The following is an 18170-nucleotide window of genomic DNA, read 5'->3' as shown; positions in this document are numbered from 1 at the left end:
CGGAGCAGCGGAGACAGCACCTCCAGCGCCGCCCCACACGAAAGGCCCCATCGCACCATGCCCGAGCCGTACGTCCACCTGCCTGCCGCCGAGATCCTCGAGTCGCTCGACGCGTTCAGCGAGACCGAGATCAAGCAACTGCGCGGATCCTGGGACGGTCTGCCGGTCGACCGCTTCATGAAGGACGGCGCGGGCTACCGCCGTCGCCGCTACAGCGAGTTCCACCTGAACCGCGCCAGGCTGGTCCGCGCCCCGCACCGCGCCTTCCGGCAGTCCCTGGCCGTCAACCCTCTGCACGGAGGGGTGTCCCGGAAGTTCGAGCCCATCGAGCAGGAAGTGGCCGAATCCCCGCTGCTGGAGGCCCTCGTCCGGACACTCCTCACCCGGCTCCCCGGCACGTTCGACACCGCCACCGGCGCCATCGGCATCCACCAGATCCGCATCGTCGCCTCCCGAGACGGCAGCGAACTCCCCGCTCCCGAGGGCATCCACGAGGACGGCCACCACTTCGTCGCCCAGGTGCTGATGCTCCGCAAGGACGTCGAGGGCGGCGTCTCGCATGTGTACGACCGGAACAAGGCCCCGCTCTACACCACCCTGCTCACTGAACCGTTCGAGACAGTCATCATCGACGACCGGCGGGTGTTCCACGGCGTATCGGCCGTGGAAGTGGCCGGGGACATGCCCGTCGGCGTCCGGGACATGATGCTCGTCGACTTCTTCCCGCGCGCCGCCGGCGCGCTCGGCGAGGCCTCTCGGGCGGCGTCGTGAGCGAGCCCCGGCTGCCCACCGCGACCGGCACGGCGTACGCGGACGGCTGTGGCGTCCGGCCCCGCTCCGCGCGCCGCCCCGAGCCGTGTGGCCGGCGATGACCGGACGGAACCTGCTGGAGAAGTGGGGACTTCCCGACACGAGGGGGCACGGCCGCTTCGTGTCGGCGAACATCCTGGACAGCCTCGGCAACGGGCTCGTCCTGGCCTTCACCGTCATCTACTTCACCACCACGACGTCGCTGTCTCTCGGCTCCATCGGCGCCGCGCTGTCGGCCGGGCAGTTCCTCGCTCTGCCCACGGCGGTCGTCGCAGGCCCGCTGACCGACCGGTTCGGACCCCGCAAGGTGGTGATCGTCGCCAACATCATCTCGGCCGCCGGATTCTCGGCCTTCCTCGCCGCGGACTCCGTGGCGAAGATCATCGTGGTGCAGTTCGCCGTCCAGGCCGGATCGAGTGCCTACTGGACGTCGAGCCGTGCCCTGGTGCTGCTGGCCGCCCGCGGTGACGACCAGGCCCGCTGGTTCGGTTTCATCAGCGCGCTGAGGAACGTCGGCGGAGGTTTCGGGGTCATCGTGGCGTCCGCAGCCCTCGCGATGGACCACAGCGGCGTCCGAGCACTGGTCGTGGCCAACGCGCTGACCTTCGTGGTCACCGCGTGCCTGATGGCCGCCTGGCGCCCGGACTCCGAGAACAGCGTGCCGCACCGCACCGGTGTGACCCGACGCGACGGCTACGCAGCCGTGTTGCGCGATCTGCGTTACATGCGGCTGACCGTGGCCAACCTGGCCTTCGTCCTCGCGGCGAGCGTGCCACCGGTACTGCTCGCCGTCTACACCACCGAGACGCTCCACGCCGCGCCTTGGTCGGTGGGCGCCTGCATCGTCGGCAACATGGCGCTGGTCGCTCTGGTGCAGACGCTGGTGGCCCGTCTGATCGAGCATCGGTCCCCGACACGGGTCCTGGCCCTGGCCGCTGTGGTCAACGCCGTGGCCTTCGCCGTCTTCGGGGTGCTGCTCGCCCTTCCGGGCTGGGCGGTGTCCACCGGTCTGCTGCTGGCGATGGCGGTGTTCACGGTCGCCGAGATGCTCAGTCTGCCGTCGAGCAGTGAACTCAGCGCCTCCCTGGCGCCCGAGCGCATCCGCGGCCGCTGTCTCGGCGTCTTCCAGCTCTCCTGGAGTCTTGGGAACGCGCTCGCCCCCGGTGTGCTCACCCTGCTGCTGGGGCAGGGACCCGCCTGGCCGTGGGTGGTCCTCGGCGCGGTGAATCTGCTGGCGGTGCCGGCGGTGCTGAGCCTGGGCGACCCCGCACCGCAAGAAGCCGGATCGCAGGACTCCATACCGCCGGAGGCGACGCCGGCCGAGCCCGTACGGCAGGACCCGGCGTCCGCCCCGTGATGACTGGAAGGTGAAGACGTGTCAGTGAGGCGTACCGCCCCAAGAGTTACGCAGATCGCGGGTCCCGCGCTGCCCGCGATCTCCTTCGCGGCACGGCTGCCTGCCGCGATCTGCCCCATCGGCACTCTCCTGATGCTGACCGAGCTCAGGGGCATCGGCGCCGCCGGAGTCGCGGCCGGGATGCTGTGGTCCGGACAGGCTGTCGGCGGCCCCTTCCTCGGGCGCTGCGCCGACCGTCGCGGCCACCGCCCCGTCATCCTGGTCGCCTCCCTGGCGAACGCGGCGGCCATCGCCCTCTTCGTCGCGTCGGCGCTCACCGCGATGCCGTTCGTCGTGCAGGCGGCACTTGCCGGCGCCGTCGGCCTCACCGTGCCGCAGATCGGTCCGCTCTCCCGCACCCGGTGGGTCGTCCTGACCGAACCCGGTGACGACCAGGACCAGGCAGCCGCAAAGGAGTTGACCCGCCGCGCGCTCTCGTTCGACACCTCCGTCGACGAAGTGAGCTTCATGGCGGGGCCGGCGCTCGCGGGCGTCATGGTGGTCCTGATCGCGCCTGAGGCCGGGCTCGTCCTGGCCGGACTGCTCATCGCGGTCTTCGGGACGCTCTTCGCACTGCATCCCACCGCGCCGGCCGGAACACCCGCCGAAGCCGCCTCCCAGGCGAGGCTGCTGCACCCCGCGTTGGTCGTGCTGTTCGGCATGGCGCTGCTCCAGGGCATGATCTGGGGAAGCGCCAACGCGGGCACCAGCGCACTCTCCGAGCACCTCGGCAACACCGGCATGGCCGGATTCGTCTGGGGAGCGATGGCCGTGACCAGCTCACTTGCCGGACTGCTCATCACGGTCCGGCCAGTCGCCCTCGAAGTGACGCTCCAGCTCCGCATCGCCATCTCCGCGCAGGCCGTCCTGCTGCTGCCGCTGCTCGCCGTGGGTGGCTTCCCCGCCGCAACTGCAGCTGTCGCGGGCATCGGACTGGCCGTGGCCCCCCACCTCACCGCACTCTTCAGCCTTGCGGAGCAGGCCGCCCCGCTGGAACGCATGGGGGAGGCCATGGCTCTGCTCGGCAGCGGCTTGATCGTCGGTCAGGGAATCTCAGCGCTGGCGGCAGGGCAGTTGGCCCAGCACTCCGGGTCGGCCGGATACCACAGCGCCTTCGTGCTCACCTGTGCTTCCGGAGCCGTGGCCGTCGCCGTCGCGTGCGTATTCGTACGTCCCGGGATCTTCCCGCGTCGCACCGCCGGCGTATCACCGGCGGCAGCGACCGACAGCGCCGCATCGGCATCGGCCTCCGCTTCTGCGGCCACCCCCACGTCCCACTGATCGCGGGCACACCCGCCGCCCGGAAGGAAGCCCGCCGTGATCCTCAGACTGGTCCGCGACATCATGGACGTTCCTGCCGCCTCCTGGGACGCGCTGGCCGAGCAAGCGGGCTTCTACCTCTCCCACCAGTGGCTCGCCGCCCAGCAGCACGACCCGACCGCCGAGGTCCACTACGCCCTGGTCCACGACGACGGCCGGCTCGTCGCCGCAGCACCGCTGTACGTGGTCAGGACCGAACCCAACGACCTCTACCGCGTCCACGAACTCCTGCCCGGCCGCACACCCGCCAGAACCCTCCTCGCCGGAGCCCGCCGCGGTTACCTCAACGCCCCGCTGCTCCACCACGCCCTCGCCCCTGGCCCGCGGCGAGCAGCCCTTGGCGCACTTGTGGTGGCGACCAGGTCGCTCGCCGCCGCCCACCAAGCCCAGCCATGGTGGCTGTACGTCACCGACACGGCCGCCGCCGAACTCGCCGACACCTGCGGCACCAAACCCTTGCAGCTCAACCAGGATGCCCGTATCCCGCTCCCCGGCACCACCTTCGACGACTACCTCGCCGCCCTGCCCCGCAAGCGGCGCACCGCCATCCGTCGCGAACGCCGTGCCTTCGCCGAGGCCGGATACGAACTGCGCACCCTCCGCCTCTCCGAATGCGCGGAATCCGCCGGCGCCTTGGCCGCCCAGCTCCAGCAACGCCACGGTCACCCGGCCGACCCCGCCGTCATGGCCCGTCTTCTCCAGGACCAAGCCGACAACATGGCAGGCACCGGCATCGTCCAAGCCGCCTACGCCGAGGGTCGTATGGCCGCCTTCAGCCTCTTCTACCACCACGCCAACACCCTTTGGCTCCGCTCCACCGGCTACGACTACCCCACGCTCCGTGGTGCCCACGAGTACTTCAACATCGCCTACTACCTCCCCATCACCCACGCCTACACGCGCGGCGCCACCGCCCTCCACCTCGGAATGGAATCACTCCACGCCAAATCCCTGCGCGGCGCGGTCATTTCACCACTGTGGGCGGTGGAGGGGTGAGCGCCCGGTCAAAGGAGTACGTCTTGATCGGCTTCCTCCCCGGGCCTCAGCCCGGGGAGGAAGCCAACAGGAGGTGTTCAGAAGGCCGTTGGAGCCGTGGAGGGGACGATGGTCGTCACATGGCGACACCCACCACACTGCCCACGGTACGAACCCGGCCGCGGACGGCGCGACCGGGCCCAGGCGCAGCCAGACAGCCCGGCTCGGCGTCGGCCGTCGGCGCCAGAGTGCGGCTGCCGAGACACCGGCGGACACCACCACCGCGACGGCGAGCCCCTGCACCACCAGCCACACAGCGGGATGGCCCCGGACAACGGGCGCCGCAGGCCGTGGGCGAAAACGATGCCGGGCTTCTTCGACGCCATCGAGACGTCCGTCTGCTCTGCGCGGATTGCGGGTGAATACGCTGACATCCCGTCCACGTCGAGAGCGACCCGCCCGCACGGAGTCACAGCTCCTGCTGGTGGCTGCAGAGAGTTACTCGGTCGACGGTCATGGCTCCACGAGACCAGATGGAGGAACAGCCGCGGCCCGACCCCACGAGGATGGTCCTGGTGCCGCTCCGCCAGTGAACATTGTCGACAATCACCATCGTGGGAGCGACACCGAAAGTGCTGCCGAATTGCTGCCCAGGGACGTGAACAAAGCCAGGCGCGGCGTGTTCATGGGTCGAGCATGGTGACGGGTGACCGGGCTGCGTCGGTATCGTTGTTGTTTCGCTGTTTGCCGCGGTCGCTTCGGGTGGCCGCGACGGATGCCAGTGCCACGGCGGTGATGCCGAGCCACTGCGGCATGGTGAGGTGCTGGTCCAGAAGGAGAAGTCCGACCAGCGCGCCGATGGCTGGTTCGAGGCTCGTGAGTACGCCGAAGACTCGCGGGGAGAGCCCGCGCAGTGCTTCGAGTTGGAAGGAGTAGGGGAGGACACTGGAGAGGACTGCCACGGCGGCGGCCAGGGCCAGCGTGGCCGGGGCGAAGAGCCGGGTCCCCGCCTGGGCGATGCCGTAGGGGAGGCTGAGCAGGGCGCCCCAGGCCACCGCCAGTGCGAGGCCGCGGCCATCAGGAACGCGGTCGGCGAGGAGTTTGCCGACCAGGATGTAGCCGCCCCAGCAGCAGCCGGCCAGGGCGGCGAACCCCAGGCCTTCGGCGTTCAGGTGAGGGCCTGAGGCGCTGAGCAGCACCACGCCCGCGGCGGCGAGGCAGGCCCACAGCAGGTAGGCTGCGCGGCGGGACCCTACCGCGGCGATCAGGAAGGGCCCGGCGAACTCCACGGTGGTGGCGGCACCCAACGGGAGGCGGTCCACGGCCTCGTAGTAGCTGAGGTGATGGACCGCGAGGAGCGCGCCGGCACCGGCAACCACGGCCCACGTGGTCCTGTCCCATCGCAGTCCTGGACGCCATACGGCGATCAGTACAGCGGCGGCGATGAGCAGCCGCAGGGTGACCACTCCGGCTGGCCCTACCACCGGGTAGAGGTGGGTGGTCAGTGCCGCGCCGCCCTGCAGTCCGACGATCCCGCCGATGACGAGTCCGGGGGCTGGGACGGCCCCGAGCCCGCGCCCGATCCATGCCGCCGCGCTGCCGCGATGAATGGTCTGCTGAGTGATCTTCGGTCTCCTTCGAATCGGGTACGCCGGGGCGTGCGGTGGCTGCGGGCAGCGTGCAGCGGGCTGGGCTCGGCCGACGGAGGTTTCGGATGTGCTGTCAGGACGGCTTCGCTCGCAACATTTCGCAGGGTGAGCAGTGTCTGGTCAGTCCCGGAATGCTGTCGATGCTGTCGGTGGGGTGTTCCGCGGAGTTGTCCGGGAGGTGGGTGGCATCGTCGGTGCGGAAAGCGTGGCGGCCAATTCGTTCCGGCTCGTTGGGAGGGGGCGGGGAGGAGGGATTGGGGTGTCGGCGTTGCACAGGTGGCGAAGCTCCGCCGTCGATGCCGGGCCCCGGGATCGACGATCCGGTCCGGGGCTCGGCGAGTCAGACGCCTGGCCACCTGGTCGCCGCGGATCAGGCCGCTCCCGGCGAGGGCTCCGTTGGTCACGTTGACCAGGTCGATCTTCGCGTGACGTCGGATCCCGGCAGCTTCCATCAGGTCCGAGTCGATGGTGCTGGAGCCGAGGTAGTCCAGGTGCGAATGACTGACGGTCGCGCGGTGGATCTTGGCCTTGAGTGTCTCGAAATACACGGCTGCCCTTCGCTGATGCGTCCCGTCATGCAGTGATCTCGGCGCCGCGACAGTCTGAAGAGTGGCATGAGTAAATCCTCATCACAAGCCGTGGTGATCAACGAATTCCATCGGCAGAACCCCGGTTTAGATGACGAGAACCGCAGAGTCCGCCCAGTGCGCCTCCCCGGAACCCATGCGCTTTCCGCGGCCGGTGCCACACTCCGAACCCGGGCTTTGCGCTTCCTTTGCTCCGCGCCCGTCGAGGGAGCCCGCCTGTGGCTGCCCGCCGTGCCACGCCGGGCCACGTGGAGGGTGTTGTCGAGCACGGCTGGGGTGAGCATCAAGAAGCCGGCTTGTCGTCGGAGTGCCTGAGCCACCGCCAACCGGGTTGGTTCCGTCAGAACGCGTACCGGGGATCGTCACCGCGGCTCAGCCGTGCGAAGCGCAGGAGTTCACGGACGATGCCCGGATTGCCCATCGCCAGCCGGTGCACGGTTCGAGGTCGGCCGGGGTGGTCCGGTGCCCGAAGTCGGACCAGCGGGTGCCGTCCCTGCCCCTGATCGCACGGGCGGCGAGGTCGGCGAAGAGGATGTGGGCGAAGTCGTGCGGCCGCAGGGCAGATCGATGGTCTCGGCCAGGTAGGCCGTCCCGCCGGGCGCCTCGACGGTCAACCCGCCGGCGTCCGGCCACTCCACGCCCACGATCAGGCGCAGCAGCGTGTACTTCACGGAACCGTGGTCGCCGATCACGGCCGCCTTCCCGCCGGGGCGGACGGTGAGTACGCAAAAGGGTTCTCCCGATGTCTCATCGACGCTGGTGAGAAGGCCGGTCAAGCATCAGGCGACCGGCACGGCGCGTTCGCCGGAGGCACTGCTCGCGTCCGGCGATGAGAACTACCGAACGAACCGTTTTTTCGCAACGCGTGTGTCCGGCCGGGCACCGCAGTGAACCCGCGCGCGTCGCGCCTCCGGCCGTTCCGGCTTCGGCGTCCTCGTGGGAAAAGGCCGGCAGCGCCCGAGTCAGCACGTCCGGGCCGACCCCGCTCACCTTCGCCGGCATCCGTTGTACGGCTCCGTTGAGGAGGAGTTCCGGCGCCGCCTGTGGGAGGCGGTCGGCGGCGTCACCCCACTGCAGTTCGACCGCGACGGCACCCGCATCTGAGGGAGGGGCACCACCGTGCTCGACATGCAGCTGCTCGAAGACGCCGGCCTCGTGCCACCGGCCCAGCCGCCACCAGCAGGCCTGCCGGGAGCCGAACTCCGCCTCGGACGGTGGTAGTTGCCGGTGCAGGATGCCCTGCCCAGCCTGCATCAGCTGTTCTGCACAGGGATCTCCGGTCGAGGCAACTGGCCAGGCCTCTCACCCCCGCGCACGTTCGCCGACGGGTGTGGCCGGCGGTGGGGTGTGCGGCGGGCGACGGCCCCAGGCGGAGACGGTCAGCTGAGGGATGTCGATGAACGCCGGGTCCTTCAGCAGTTCGGTGAACTGACCGAGGTCTCCCTCGGTGACGAGGCCTGCGGCCAGGAGGGCGGGGGCGGCCCGCTCGATCAGCGGGCGCCAGCGGTCCTTGTCGAGGCCACCCATGCAGCCGGGGTTTGCGGCGTAGGCCACCTCGGTCAGCCCGTTGCGGGCGAGCAGCGCGGGCACTTTGCGTGCCCAGGTCATGTCGGCGCCGTGCTGCCTGCAGGTGTGCTGGTAGGCGCTGAGGATGCGCTGGACCAGCGGGAACGGGGAGTCCGTGGGCGGCAGGTCGTAGGGTTCTTCGATGACGAGCCAGCCATCGGGGGAGAGCCAGCTGGCAGCCCGGGTGATCATCTCGTCCCGGTCGCGGAGGTGGCAGAACAGGTAGCGGGCGTGGATGAGGTCGAAGGTGCCGGGCACGTAGTCGTGCCGCGTGATGTCGGCTTCGTGGATCTCCAGGTTGGCGGCCCGGCCGGCGTCGAGATGGCGGGTGTCGAGGTCGACGGCGACCACGCGTCCCTCGGGGCAGCGGGCGGCGAGCCAGTAGGCGACCGAGCCGGCGCCTGCTCCCAGTTCCAGACAGTTCCAGGACGCCTGGACGGGAAGGCCGTCGACGATGTCTGTGGTGAACCTGTCCACGCTGCGCTGGATGGACTCCAGACGGTCACGTTCGCGCGGGTCGTCGTTGCCGAGCAGGCCGGTGCGGTAGGGGGCGGTGGCGGCTTGGCGTCGTGTCACGGGATTCGCCTGTTCCTGGGAGGAGTGGCCGGGGCTGCGGATGGCACGTGAGGGCCGGTGCGGTCCGGCGTGACGGGGCGGGACATGGTGGGAGTCGGCACGGCGGGACCGGATGCGGTGGGATCGGGCACGGCGGGGTCGGTCGCAGTGGGCGGCACCGGCAAGGAGCGTACGGCGGCGAGCGTGCGGCACCGCAGGACGGCGAGCAGGAAGGCGGTTTTGCTGCGCAGGCTGCCGTCCCGCCCACTCGCCGTGGCCAGTGGGTTCGGTCGGGGTGTGCCCGCGGCGGCCCTGGCCCGGAGCGCGGCCCGCCCGCCCCCGCGTACGCGTCGATCACCGCTACGGCCTGCTCGAACCTGTCGCCGCAGGCTCAACTCGCTCTGTCTGCCGGTGCTTTCGCCATGTCCGGAGAAGTCGTAGGCGATTCCTCGGCAGCCGTGGGCCACGAACTCCCGTACCAGCGGCAGAACTAGCTCCGTGCTGCTGGTGTCTGAGCGCTGCGCCATGCAGTACCACAGCGGTGGCCTCGGAGGGTCGCCGTCGTGCGCACCGCTGAGCCGTTCGCCGTCGTGGTCGTGCGTGAAGTCGAAGAGCATGCCCCCTATTCACTCACGCCATGGCCTCTGTCTTCCGGGAGTGTCACCGCCGGTTTCCGACCCTGGGCGTCAGCTGTTCGGAGATGGGACGGTTGGAGTGCCTGGGGTCGCCGGCGTCCTGGGGGCGAGTCGGGCTGCGTCGGTCCGTTCGCCGAATCCGGAGGTCTTGTACCGCCCAAGGGGGGTGCCGATGTCGCCTTCGCTGTATCCGTTGACGGCTACGGCTACGGCTACGGCTACGGCTACGGTTCCGGCCCGGACGCCGCGGGCCAGGATCAGGGCTTCCTCATCGGTGTCGAAGGACGGCGCCGTCACGATCGGCCGCAGGTCTCCTCGTGGGCCACTGCCGTTTGGCCCGGAAGGTGTCCGGTAGTGAGCCGGCGGGCGCGAACCGGATCAGTTCAGCGACGGCGGGATCCAGGCGTGATGGCGCAGGATCATACGTGTGGCGACCTTGGACGGTGTCAGTCGCATCGCCGTGTTCCGCAGGGTGACGGCCAGTGGGTGGGACAGTTGGTGGCCCATTCGACCGGCCTGCCGGGCAGCCCGTGCGACGGCCTGGCTGCGGGGCCGGCGTTCGGCGTCGTAGCGGGCGAGCGCGGCCTCGACGGTGGACTCGGTGCCGAGGGCGGCGGCCAGGGTGACCGCGTCCTCCAGTGCCTGGCAGGCACCCTGTCCGAGGTTGGGGGTCATCGCATGGGCCGCGTCGCCGAGCAGCGCGATCCGACCGACCGCGTATGCGGGGAGCGGCGTGCGGAGTTCGTTCACGTCGTGGTGCAGTACGGACGCGGGCCGGGTCGCGTCGAGCAGGGCGGGGATCGGGTCGTGCCAGGTGTGGAACCGTCGGCGCACTTCGGCCAGCGGGTCGGCGAACCGCGTTGCGGCGGGGCGGCTGAGGACGGCGTGCCACTCGGCCCGCCCGTCCAGGAAGGCGATGTGCCCGAACTCCGCGCCTCGGCCCCAGGTCAGTTCGAAGTCGGCGTCCAGATCGACCGCGTGCTCGGTGATGGCGCGCAGCACCGTCGAGCCGCTGTAGACCGGACCGGGATGGTCCGGGAAGAGACGACTGCGGACTCTGCTGCCGATACCGTCGGCCGCCACCACCAGATCGGCGTTCAGGACCGTGGCGCCGCAGTCGACTCGGACCGTCCCGGGGCCGGTCTGCTCGACCTCGGCCACCTCCGAGCCGATCACCAGTGATTCGGCAGGCAGGCAGTCGCGGAGCAGTCGGTGGAGGGTGGAGCGGGGGATGCCCATGATCGGCGTGCCCACCGCCCTCTCCAGTGCCGAGCCGTCCATCCGGGTCAGCCGGCCACCCCGGGGCGTCCGCGTGCCGCCGCTGTACTGGCCTTGCGACGCCTCCCGAACCGCCTTGCCCACGCCGAGTTCGTCCAGTGCCCGCAGTCCGTTGGCGGCCAGCGAAATGCCTGCCCCCGCGTCCTCGAGCACGGACGCACGCTCGAGGACCGTCACGTCCCATCCGATGCGGTACAGACCGATCGCGGCGGCCAGCCCGCCGATGCCCCCTCCGACCACCACTGCCGTGTTCCCCATGCCGACATCCCCCTCTTCTACATCTGTAGAAGCTCACCCTATCCGAGTCTCTACGGGTGTAGAAAGGGGGGCATGGCTTCCGATCGGCGCACCCTTCTGGCAGACGCGGCTCTCGACGTGCTCGTCGACGAAGGGATACGCGGCCTGACTCACCGCGCTGTCGACCGGAGATCCGCCATGCCGCCGGGCACCACCTCGGCCTACTTCCGCACGCGTGCCGCGCTGCTGACCGGACTCGTCACACGTCTGGTCCAACGCGACCAGGCGGAACTTCACACGATGGCCGAAGAGCTTCTGCCCTTGCGCACCGTCGAGGAGCTGGTGGACGGCATGATGCTGCTGATCCGGCAGCGGCTCACCGGTGAGGGCCGCCGCCGTTCGCTCGCCCGCCATGCCTGCGCCGTCGAGAGCGTGCGCGACGCGGAGCTGCGGGAGATCCTCGTGCCCCGCGAGAACGCCGGCCGCGAGGCCGTCCGGCTGTTCCTCGCCGCGCACGGCGTCACGGACGTCGAGAACCGCACGCACACTCTGCTGACCTGCATCGACGGACTGGTCTTCGACCGGCTGGTGAACGGCGGCGAAGTACGGCGCGAGGCTCTCGACGGCCTGGTCGCCGCCGCGCTGCGCTAGGACCCAGGCGTCCACGGTCCTGCTCGAACCGGCCGACGGCCTCAGCCGCCTCCGCTGCCTGCGGACCTCATTCCGAAACGCTCCTCAAACCGACGAGCGCCCAAGGGGCGGGTCGTGAGAGGGTGCGGATCGATCGGAGACGGGGGAAACATGGGGCTGGTCTACGGCTACGACATCTTTCTTCGTCCTCGGAACGTCGCCAGGGTGTTGGCCGGACTGGCGGAACTGGCGCCACCGGCACGTGCCGTACCGCCGCTTGAGATCACCCTGCCCGGCGGTGAACGGCTCGTCCTCCCGTTCACGTCCGGTTTCAAGAGCGAGCCGGTCGGCTGCTCTACGAGCAGCACGCTCGAGCTCGACATGTCTCTGCTGTTCGACGTCGATGACGCACTGCGTGAGTACGCGCAGACGAACGGCCGTGAGCCCGAGGCGGACGGGCGTGTCCAGATCGGGTACATCTACGGGACGATCCGGTTCGAGTCCCTTCTGCACCCTGGCTACACATCGGTGGAGTGCTGGGCAGCGACGTCGCGGATGAGCCGCTTGTTCGCACGGTCGGCCAACATCAGGAAGGCGTTCACCGACCTCACCGCCGACAGCGGAGGAGTGTGCTGTCTGTACGACACCGGCGACGGCGCCCCCGAGCAAGTGTGCTGGCTCAACGGTGAACCGGCCCAGGAGCCAGTCCCCGGTCCCCGCTTTCCAGATCGGCGAGCACTCGTGGCGACGTGGCCCGGCTCCGGGAAGTGAGCATCGTTCACCGGCCGTGGGCGAGCGGTCCCCTCGGATCGTTGGGATTTCCGTTCGGCGGGGAGGGGCCTTCGTCGAGGAGACCGGCTCTAGCTGCGGCGGAGCGCCGTGGTGGCGATGTCCAGGAAGGCCAGGACCAGCGGTTCGCGGGTGGTGGTGGGGGCCACCAGGCAGGTTTCCTCGGAGGGCAGGTCGGTGACCGGGACGTGGGTCAGGTCGGGGCGGGAGTAGGTGCGGGCGACGCTCAGTGGGACCAGGGCGATGCCGTGGCCGGAGGCGATCAGCTCGAACTTCTCCTCCGCGGAGGTGGTGCGGCGGCGGGTCGGGGTGTCCAGGACCGGCTCGCCCTCCAGGTCGGCCAGGGCCAGTTCCTGACGGCGCGCCAGGTGATGGCTGGTCGGGAGGCAGGCCACCCGGGGTTCTCTGCCGATCGGGACGACGGACAGCCCCGTGTCGTCGAAGGGGCGGCGCAGGAAGCCGACCTGGGCGCGGCCGTCGCGCAGCGGGAGGTCCTTCTCCCACCAGCGCGCCGGGACGACGTCGATCTCCACCTCCGGGTGGTGCTCCCCGAAGGCACGGATCGCCTCCGAGACATGCAGCCCGGGGGAGAAGGCGACCAGCAGCCGCCGCACGCCTCGGTCGGCGTCCCGGACGCGCCGCAGCCCGGCCTCCACCGCCGCCAGGATGCCCTTCGCCTCCTCGTGCAGCTGATGCCCGGCCGCCGTCAGCTCCACCCGGCGCGTCGTCCGGTTCAGCAGCGTGCACCCCAACTCCCGCTCGAACGCCCTGATCTGCCGGCTGAGCACCGGCTGGGCGATGAACAACTGCTGTGCTGCCCGCCCGAAGTTGCCGTGCTCGGCCAGCGCGACGAAGTAGCGGAGCTTGCGCAGATCGAGACTCATGCCCTCAGGGTATCGAGCGGGGGCAAAGGGTATTGGACGCCCGAAACCCCCGGGCCGAGACTCGAAGGCATGATCGTAGTCACCACTCCCACCGGAAGTATCGGCAGCCGGCTGCTGCGCGGCCTCCTGGACCGGACCGACGAGCCGATCCGTGTCGTCGTCCGCGACCCCGCCCGGCTGCCCGACGCGGTCCGCGACCGCGTCGACGCCGTCACCGGCTCGCACGGCGACCCCGCCGTGCTCGACCGCGCCCTCGCCGGCGCCGGCGCCGTCTTCTGGGTCGCCCCGCCCAACCGCCAGGCACCCACCCTGGACGCCGTCTACGCCGACTTCACCCGCCCCGCCGCCAAGGCCTTCGCCGCCCACGGCGTCGGCCATGTCGTCAGTGTCTCCGCGCTCGGCCGCGGCACCCCCGTCGCCGACCGCGCCGGGCTGGTCACCGCCTCCCTCGCGATGGACGACCTGATCGCGGCGAGCGGCGTCGCCCACCGGGCCCTCGCCAACCCCAGCTTCATGGAGAACCTGCTGCGCCAGACCGCCTCGATCCGCGACGACGGTGTCTTCACCGACACCCTCCCCGCCGACCTCAAGGCCCCCGTCGCCAGCACCCGCGACATCGCCGCGGCCGGGGCCCGGCTGCTGATCGACCGCAGCTGGACCGGGACCGGCGAGGTGCCCGTGCTCGGCCCGGAGGACCTCTCCGCCGCGGACCTGGCCCGCATCATGAGCGAGGTCCTCGGCCGCCCGGTCCGCTACCGCCGGCAGTCCCTGGAGGACTTCCGCGCCGCGCTCCAGGGCCACGGCACGGGAGAAGCCCTCGTCGAGGGCTATGCCGCGATGATGCGTGCCAAGGGCGAGGGCCTCGACAACGGTGTACGTCGCACCGCGGAGACGGGGAGTCCCACCGCCTTCCGCACCTGGTGCGAGGAGGTCCTCAGGCCGGCGGTGGACGCATGAGCACCACAGGCCCCACCGCTCTGATCGCCGGTGCCTCCCGCACCCTGGGCCTCGGCCTCGCCACCGAGTACGCGCGCCGCGGCTGGAACGTCGTCGGCACCGTTCGCGGCGAGGCCCGTACCGGTCTGCACGACCTCGCGGACGCTTCCGACGGCAGGGTCACCGTCGAGCAGCTGGACATCAACGAACCCGAGCAGGTCGACGCGCTCCGCGAGCGGCTCGCCGGGCGCGGCCTCGACCTGCTCTTCGTCAACGCCGGCATCACCCGCGGCGACCTGCCGATCGCCGACGTCCCCACCGAGATGTTCACCGACGTCATGGTCACCAACGCGCTGAGCCCGATGCGCGTCGTCGAGGCGCTGCGCCCGCTGGTCGTCGCCGACGGCACCATCGGCGTGATGTCCTCCCGGCAAGGCAGCCTCGCCCACAACACCCGCGGCGGCCAGGACGCCTACCGGGCCAGCAAGTCCGCCCTCAACCAGCTGATGCGCAGCTACGCCGCACGGTACGCCGACGCCGCGCACAGCCTCCTGCTGATGTGCCCCGGGCACGTCCGCACCGAACTGGGCGGTCCTGATGCACCCCTGACGGTTGATCAGGTCGTCCCCGGGCTCGCTGACACCATCGACCGACACCGCGGCGAGCCGGGTCTGAAGTACCTCGACTACCAGGACCACACCATGCCCTGGTAGCCGCCGGCCGGGCCACCGGTGAGGTGGTCCCTGGGCGCGGCCCCGCAGCGGACGACTCGCCGTCCTGGTCGAGGCCGTGGTCGAAGGCTGCTCGCCCGTGCCCGACCGGAGGCCGCTGGCCATATCGACCGAGTCGTGGTTCTCGTTCATTCGGATGCCCGGACGGTGCGGCGAGCAGCTTGACGTTGCCATGTCATCATGGCGTTGCTCTGCTCAAGGCCCAGGGGGGAATGACGTTGTGACCGGCGCCGACCTCGACGACAGGGCGCCCTACCGTGCCGTCAGCCGGCCTCAGGCGGGTGGGCCAGGGGCGTGGGTGCTCGATTTTCTCCTGCCGTGGCGGCCGGCCCGGCGGATCTACGGGCCGTTCCGTATTCTCCGGTTCACCGCCGCGGATGCTGTGGGCCTCGCCGGGCCCGGTGCCTTGCCCGGGAAGTTCGGCCAGCCGGTCGCGAGCGCCGTTGCCGAGCAGGTGGTCGACCCGGTCATCGAGCGGTTGCTGCTGCCGCGTGCGCTGCTCGGGCTCGGCCTCCTCATGTCCTCTACCTGGTTCACCGCAACGCGTTCAACGTGGGCCCCATCCCCTCGTCCGCCCTCTCACCTGCGTGCCTCTCGTCTGGCTGACCGCTGTGGGGCACGCCCTCCTTGTCGACCTCGTCTACACCTACCCCTCCGCGGACCTGCCTCCGGCCTACTTCGTCGCCCTGTTCGCCGGTCCTGTCGGCGTGACGGTCACGGCGGTGATCGAGGTGTGTCGGCTCCGACGTCGGCATGGGGTCGGCTTCCGGGGGAGGTTGCCAAGATGGACGCCACCGCTGCCTCGCGCCACCCTGATCCCCGGCGACCTCGTCGAGCGACTGGGAGCCGACGTGGCCCGTGGCTACGCCCACGCCTGGTCGCACCTCACTGACCGGAATGGCGTCCTGTGGGCCGTCACCCCCGCGATGTGGGCCGGCCGGGCGGTCATGTGGCCGTATGTCCGCTCCTTCTCCCAGCAGACGCGCCCCATGCTGCGTTCGGACCTCGAAGCCGTCGCGGGACCCCTGACCCCGCGATGACCGACCGCTCGCAGACGAACTGAGCCGGATATGGCGGTAATTGGGCAAGCGATTCACCGGCCGACAAGGTCGGCGGATCTTCGGGTGACTGGGCCAAGGCGACGAGGCGCTGGCCGGCAGTGAGGACGCCCCGGACCAGGCGAGGCATGGAGAGGCCATCTGCATTCCGCATGTGATCGGTGGGTTGCTGCTGGTCGGGCGTGATCTTCGGCTGGTGGCGGGGGAGTTCGGGCGTTCGGCTGCTCGCGTCATGTTCGTGGAGGTGGCTGATGAGTCGGTGCACCGTCTGCGGGAGGCCCGGGAGAAGAAGGTCCGCGCGAGGGTGGCCCGGCTGCAGGAGCAGGCCGAGCGGATCACGGCCGCGATCAGCGCGGCGGAAGCGCAGCTGGAACGGCTCGGGCAGGCTCACGAGGCCGTCACTGACCGTGCCCAGGACCAGGGCGAGCTTCACGTCGCCGAAGCCGAAACCGGTGCTGATCAGGAAGAGAGCGAAGCAGCCGCTTGTCAGGAGGAGGGAGCCGAGCAGTGCTGACGTCCCGCCCCCCTCGGCGGCGGGCAGCATATACGTGCGCCGCCGGAGTCATTGTCAAGAGTGGTGGATTGACACTGACCTTCAGGCTATGACCCGGCCGCGGAGGATGATGCGGCTGGGGTGGGCCAGAGCGGAAGCGTCGAGCGTGGGGTCGGTGTCGTAGGCGACAAGATCGGCGGGGGCTCCGTCGACCAGGCCGGGCAGGCCAAGGTAGGACCGGGCCGACCAGGAGGCCGCGCCCAGCGCCGCCTCGGGCGACAGCCCCGCACGGACCAGCCATTCGATCTCCGAGGTGACGGTGCCGCACGGGAAGCTGTCAGTGCCGGCCAGGATGGTGACACCGGCCTCGTATGCGGCCCTCACGTTGGGAAGCATCGCGTCCCATCCGGCCAGCCACCAGTCCCGGCGGGCGCTCGGCTCGGCGGCCCGCCGCCGGTCGGCTCCGGAGCCGAAGACGCTGAGCGTGGGGACGAACGCGGTGCCTTGGTCCGCCATCCGATCGATCAGGCCCGGGTCCAGGTGCATGCCGTGCTCGAGGCTGTCGACTCCGGCCAGGACGGCGTTGCGACTGCCCTCGCTGGTCTGGCAGTGCGCGGCCACCCGGCCGCCGATCGTGTGCACGGCCTGGACGACAGCAGTGAGGATGTCCAGTGGCAGTGCGGGTTCGTCGTGCCTCCAGTCCCCGATGACCTTGCACCAACCCGAGGACGCGGTGGCTTCTTCCACGGCTGCGTGGACCAGGTCGGCCTCACTCACGTCTCTTCCGAAGCCGGGGAAGAAACGCCCCGGGGTGGCCAGCCAGCGTCCGGCCGAGTGGACACGGGGCATGTCCGGGTCTTCGTTCACCCAGTCGGGGATGCGGGCTGCGGACCCGGGCGTGCGTACCAGCAGCACTCCGGCGTCGCGGTGATCGGTCAGGTGCCGCCGAAGCGTCGTGTCACTGAACGGGTCCTCGATAGTCTCGGTGCCGGGATGGGTATGCGCATCGACCAGGCCCGGCAGCAGCCAGCCGCCGTCGATGGCGAGGTCGGCATCCGGGGCAGTCCCGGCCCTGAGCTGGTCGCCATCGATCCAGAAGGATCGCTCCTCCCGCTGCGGCAATACGACGCCGCGCACTTGCAGCACCACCAGTGGCCTCCCCACGAATCCGCCTGCACGTCGGCCGATCTCGCTGATCCTATGAGGACCACGGCGGGAGAACCTCGGAATCAAGCAACTGCATCGTCAGCCCGCTCCACGAGGACTCCGCGCTCGAATCCCGCTTCGGCGCGACCATCACCTCCCCGGCGAGGGAGTGCACGACCTGTGCGGTGATCTTCTCGCCGGGAACGGCGGTGTGCTGCTTCCCGGATCGTGTCCCGCGACGTGGTGTAGGGGATCAAGTACTACGCATTCCGGTTCGAGACCGAAGACGATCTACGTGTAGGCGTAGCCCACGAAGCCGGCCGGTAACGCGAGTTGAACACCCGAACGTGCGGAGCCACCGTCCCTGGCCTGCGAATTCCGGTGCCTTGATCCCCTACACCACTTGGCGGGACGCCATCGCTTCCCGGCGGCCCGGACGGATGCGGTGGCGAGCTGGTCGGCGCCGCGGACCTTGTCGGGTAGCGGGGACGCATT

General features: G+C 70.3%; 16 protein-coding genes. 10 read left to right on the top strand and 6 right to left on the bottom strand.

Going from position 1 to position 18170, the window contains the following annotated elements; all coding sequences use genetic code 11:
- Nucleotides 1-57 precede the first annotated feature (57 nt).
- The 4 genes from BIV23_RS27750 (at nt 58) to BIV23_RS27735 (ending at nt 4522) form a co-directional block, all read left to right on the top strand.
- Nucleotides 58-771, top strand: a complete 714-nt coding sequence (locus tag BIV23_RS27750) for a 2OG-Fe dioxygenase family protein (RefSeq protein WP_071383708.1) — start codon at nt 58-60, stop codon at nt 769-771.
- A 97-nt stretch (nt 772-868) separates the two neighbouring features.
- Nucleotides 869-2167, top strand: a complete 1299-nt coding sequence (locus BIV23_RS27745; protein ID WP_079173415.1) for an MFS transporter — start codon at nt 869-871, stop codon at nt 2165-2167.
- Between the two features lie 18 nt (nt 2168-2185).
- A complete protein-coding gene (locus BIV23_RS27740; RefSeq protein WP_071383707.1) occupies nt 2186-3487 on the top strand; it encodes an MFS transporter in 1302 nt (433 codons plus the stop codon).
- Nucleotides 3488-3523: 36 nt separating this feature from the next.
- Nucleotides 3524-4522 (top strand): GNAT family N-acetyltransferase, encoded by a 999-nt coding sequence (locus BIV23_RS27735; protein WP_071383706.1) that lies wholly within the window; start codon nt 3524-3526, stop codon nt 4520-4522.
- Nucleotides 4523-5184: 662 nt separating this feature from the next.
- Here BIV23_RS27735 and BIV23_RS27730 read toward each other — a convergent pair.
- The 4 genes from BIV23_RS27730 to BIV23_RS27720 all read right to left on the bottom strand — a co-directional run bounded on the left by BIV23_RS27730 (nt 5185) and on the right by BIV23_RS27720 (nt 11029).
- Nucleotides 5185-5985 (bottom strand): EamA family transporter, encoded by an 801-nt coding sequence (locus tag BIV23_RS27730; protein ID WP_245790668.1) that lies wholly within the window; start codon nt 5983-5985, stop codon nt 5185-5187.
- A gap of 17 nt (nt 5986-6002) precedes the next feature.
- The gene (locus tag BIV23_RS54030; protein ID WP_079173413.1) at nt 6003-6698 is read right to left on the bottom strand and encodes an aspartate 1-decarboxylase; all 696 of its coding nucleotides are present in this window, start codon (nt 6696-6698) and stop codon (nt 6003-6005) included.
- A gap of 1341 nt (nt 6699-8039) precedes the next feature.
- Nucleotides 8040-8879 carry a class I SAM-dependent methyltransferase gene (locus BIV23_RS27725; protein ID WP_071383705.1) on the bottom strand — a complete coding sequence of 280 codons (840 nt, stop codon included), beginning with the start codon at nt 8877-8879 and terminating at the stop codon, nt 8040-8042.
- 992 nt (nt 8880-9871) lie between these two features.
- A complete protein-coding gene (locus BIV23_RS27720; RefSeq protein ID WP_071383704.1) occupies nt 9872-11029 on the bottom strand; it encodes an FAD-dependent monooxygenase in 1158 nt (385 codons plus the stop codon).
- A 72-nt stretch (nt 11030-11101) separates the two neighbouring features.
- Between BIV23_RS27720 and BIV23_RS27715 the strand changes: the two genes are divergently transcribed.
- Nucleotides 11102-11659 carry a TetR/AcrR family transcriptional regulator gene (locus BIV23_RS27715; protein WP_071383703.1) on the top strand — a complete coding sequence of 186 codons (558 nt, stop codon included), beginning with the start codon at nt 11102-11104 and terminating at the stop codon, nt 11657-11659.
- A 150-nt stretch (nt 11660-11809) separates the two neighbouring features.
- The gene (locus BIV23_RS27710; protein ID WP_071383702.1) at nt 11810-12409 is read left to right on the top strand and encodes a hypothetical protein; all 600 of its coding nucleotides are present in this window, start codon (nt 11810-11812) and stop codon (nt 12407-12409) included.
- Between the two features lie 89 nt (nt 12410-12498).
- On the opposite strand, the gene BIV23_RS27705 is transcribed toward BIV23_RS27710, so the two are convergent.
- Nucleotides 12499-13311 (bottom strand): LysR family transcriptional regulator, encoded by an 813-nt coding sequence (locus BIV23_RS27705; RefSeq protein WP_071383701.1) that lies wholly within the window; start codon nt 13309-13311, stop codon nt 12499-12501.
- A gap of 69 nt (nt 13312-13380) precedes the next feature.
- Between BIV23_RS27705 and BIV23_RS27700 the strand changes: the two genes are divergently transcribed.
- The 4 genes from BIV23_RS27700 (at nt 13381) to BIV23_RS50540 (ending at nt 16550) form a co-directional block, all read left to right on the top strand.
- Nucleotides 13381-14268, top strand: coding sequence for an NAD(P)H-binding protein (locus BIV23_RS27700; RefSeq protein ID WP_071383700.1), 888 nt, complete (start codon nt 13381-13383; stop codon nt 14266-14268).
- Nucleotides 14265-14960 (top strand): SDR family NAD(P)-dependent oxidoreductase, encoded by a 696-nt coding sequence (locus tag BIV23_RS27695; RefSeq protein ID WP_071383699.1) that lies wholly within the window; start codon nt 14265-14267, stop codon nt 14958-14960. Before BIV23_RS27700 ends, BIV23_RS27695 begins: the two co-directional genes overlap by 4 nt.
- 605 nt (nt 14961-15565) lie before the next feature.
- Complete coding sequence (locus BIV23_RS50545) at nt 15566-16018, top strand: hypothetical protein (protein ID WP_071383698.1); 453 nt, start codon at nt 15566-15568, stop codon at nt 16016-16018.
- A 184-nt stretch (nt 16019-16202) separates the two neighbouring features.
- On the top strand, nt 16203-16550 hold the full coding sequence (locus BIV23_RS50540) for a hypothetical protein (protein WP_177240056.1): 348 nt from the start codon (nt 16203-16205) through the stop codon (nt 16548-16550).
- An 81-nt stretch (nt 16551-16631) separates the two neighbouring features.
- On the opposite strand, the gene BIV23_RS27680 is transcribed toward BIV23_RS50540, so the two are convergent.
- The gene (locus BIV23_RS27680; RefSeq protein WP_079173411.1) at nt 16632-17678 is read right to left on the bottom strand and encodes an amidohydrolase family protein; all 1047 of its coding nucleotides are present in this window, start codon (nt 17676-17678) and stop codon (nt 16632-16634) included.
- Nucleotides 17679-18170 lie beyond the last annotated feature (492 nt).

The sequence above is a fragment of the Streptomyces monashensis genome, assembly GCF_001866665.1.
Classification (GTDB): domain Bacteria; phylum Actinomycetota; class Actinomycetes; order Streptomycetales; family Streptomycetaceae; genus Streptomyces; species Streptomyces monashensis.
The sequence above is the reverse complement of the archived record's forward strand: the minus strand, read 5'-3'. Positions and strand labels throughout refer to the sequence as shown.

What these genes read in the sequence shown, in the direction of transcription:
- BIV23_RS27695 (WP_071383699.1), top strand. Translation starts at nt 14,265, where the DNA reads ATGAGCACCACAGGCCCCACCGCTCTGATCGCCGGTGCCTCCCGCACC.
- BIV23_RS27700 (WP_071383700.1), top strand. Translation starts at nt 13,381, where the DNA reads ATGATCGTAGTCACCACTCCCACCGGAAGTATCGGCAGCCGGCTGCTG.
- BIV23_RS27715 (WP_071383703.1), top strand. Translation starts at nt 11,102, where the DNA reads ATGGCTTCCGATCGGCGCACCCTTCTGGCAGACGCGGCTCTCGACGTG.
- BIV23_RS27745 (WP_079173415.1), top strand. Translation starts at nt 869, where the DNA reads ATGACCGGACGGAACCTGCTGGAGAAGTGGGGACTTCCCGACACGAGG.
- BIV23_RS27710 (WP_071383702.1), top strand. Translation starts at nt 11,810, where the DNA reads ATGGGGCTGGTCTACGGCTACGACATCTTTCTTCGTCCTCGGAACGTC.
- BIV23_RS27750 (WP_071383708.1), top strand. Translation starts at nt 58, where the DNA reads ATGCCCGAGCCGTACGTCCACCTGCCTGCCGCCGAGATCCTCGAGTCG.
- BIV23_RS27705 (WP_071383701.1), bottom strand. Translation starts at nt 13,311, where the DNA reads ATGAGTCTCGATCTGCGCAAGCTCCGCTACTTCGTCGCGCTGGCCGAG.
- BIV23_RS27720 (WP_071383704.1), bottom strand. Translation starts at nt 11,029, where the DNA reads ATGGGGAACACGGCAGTGGTGGTCGGAGGGGGCATCGGCGGGCTGGCC.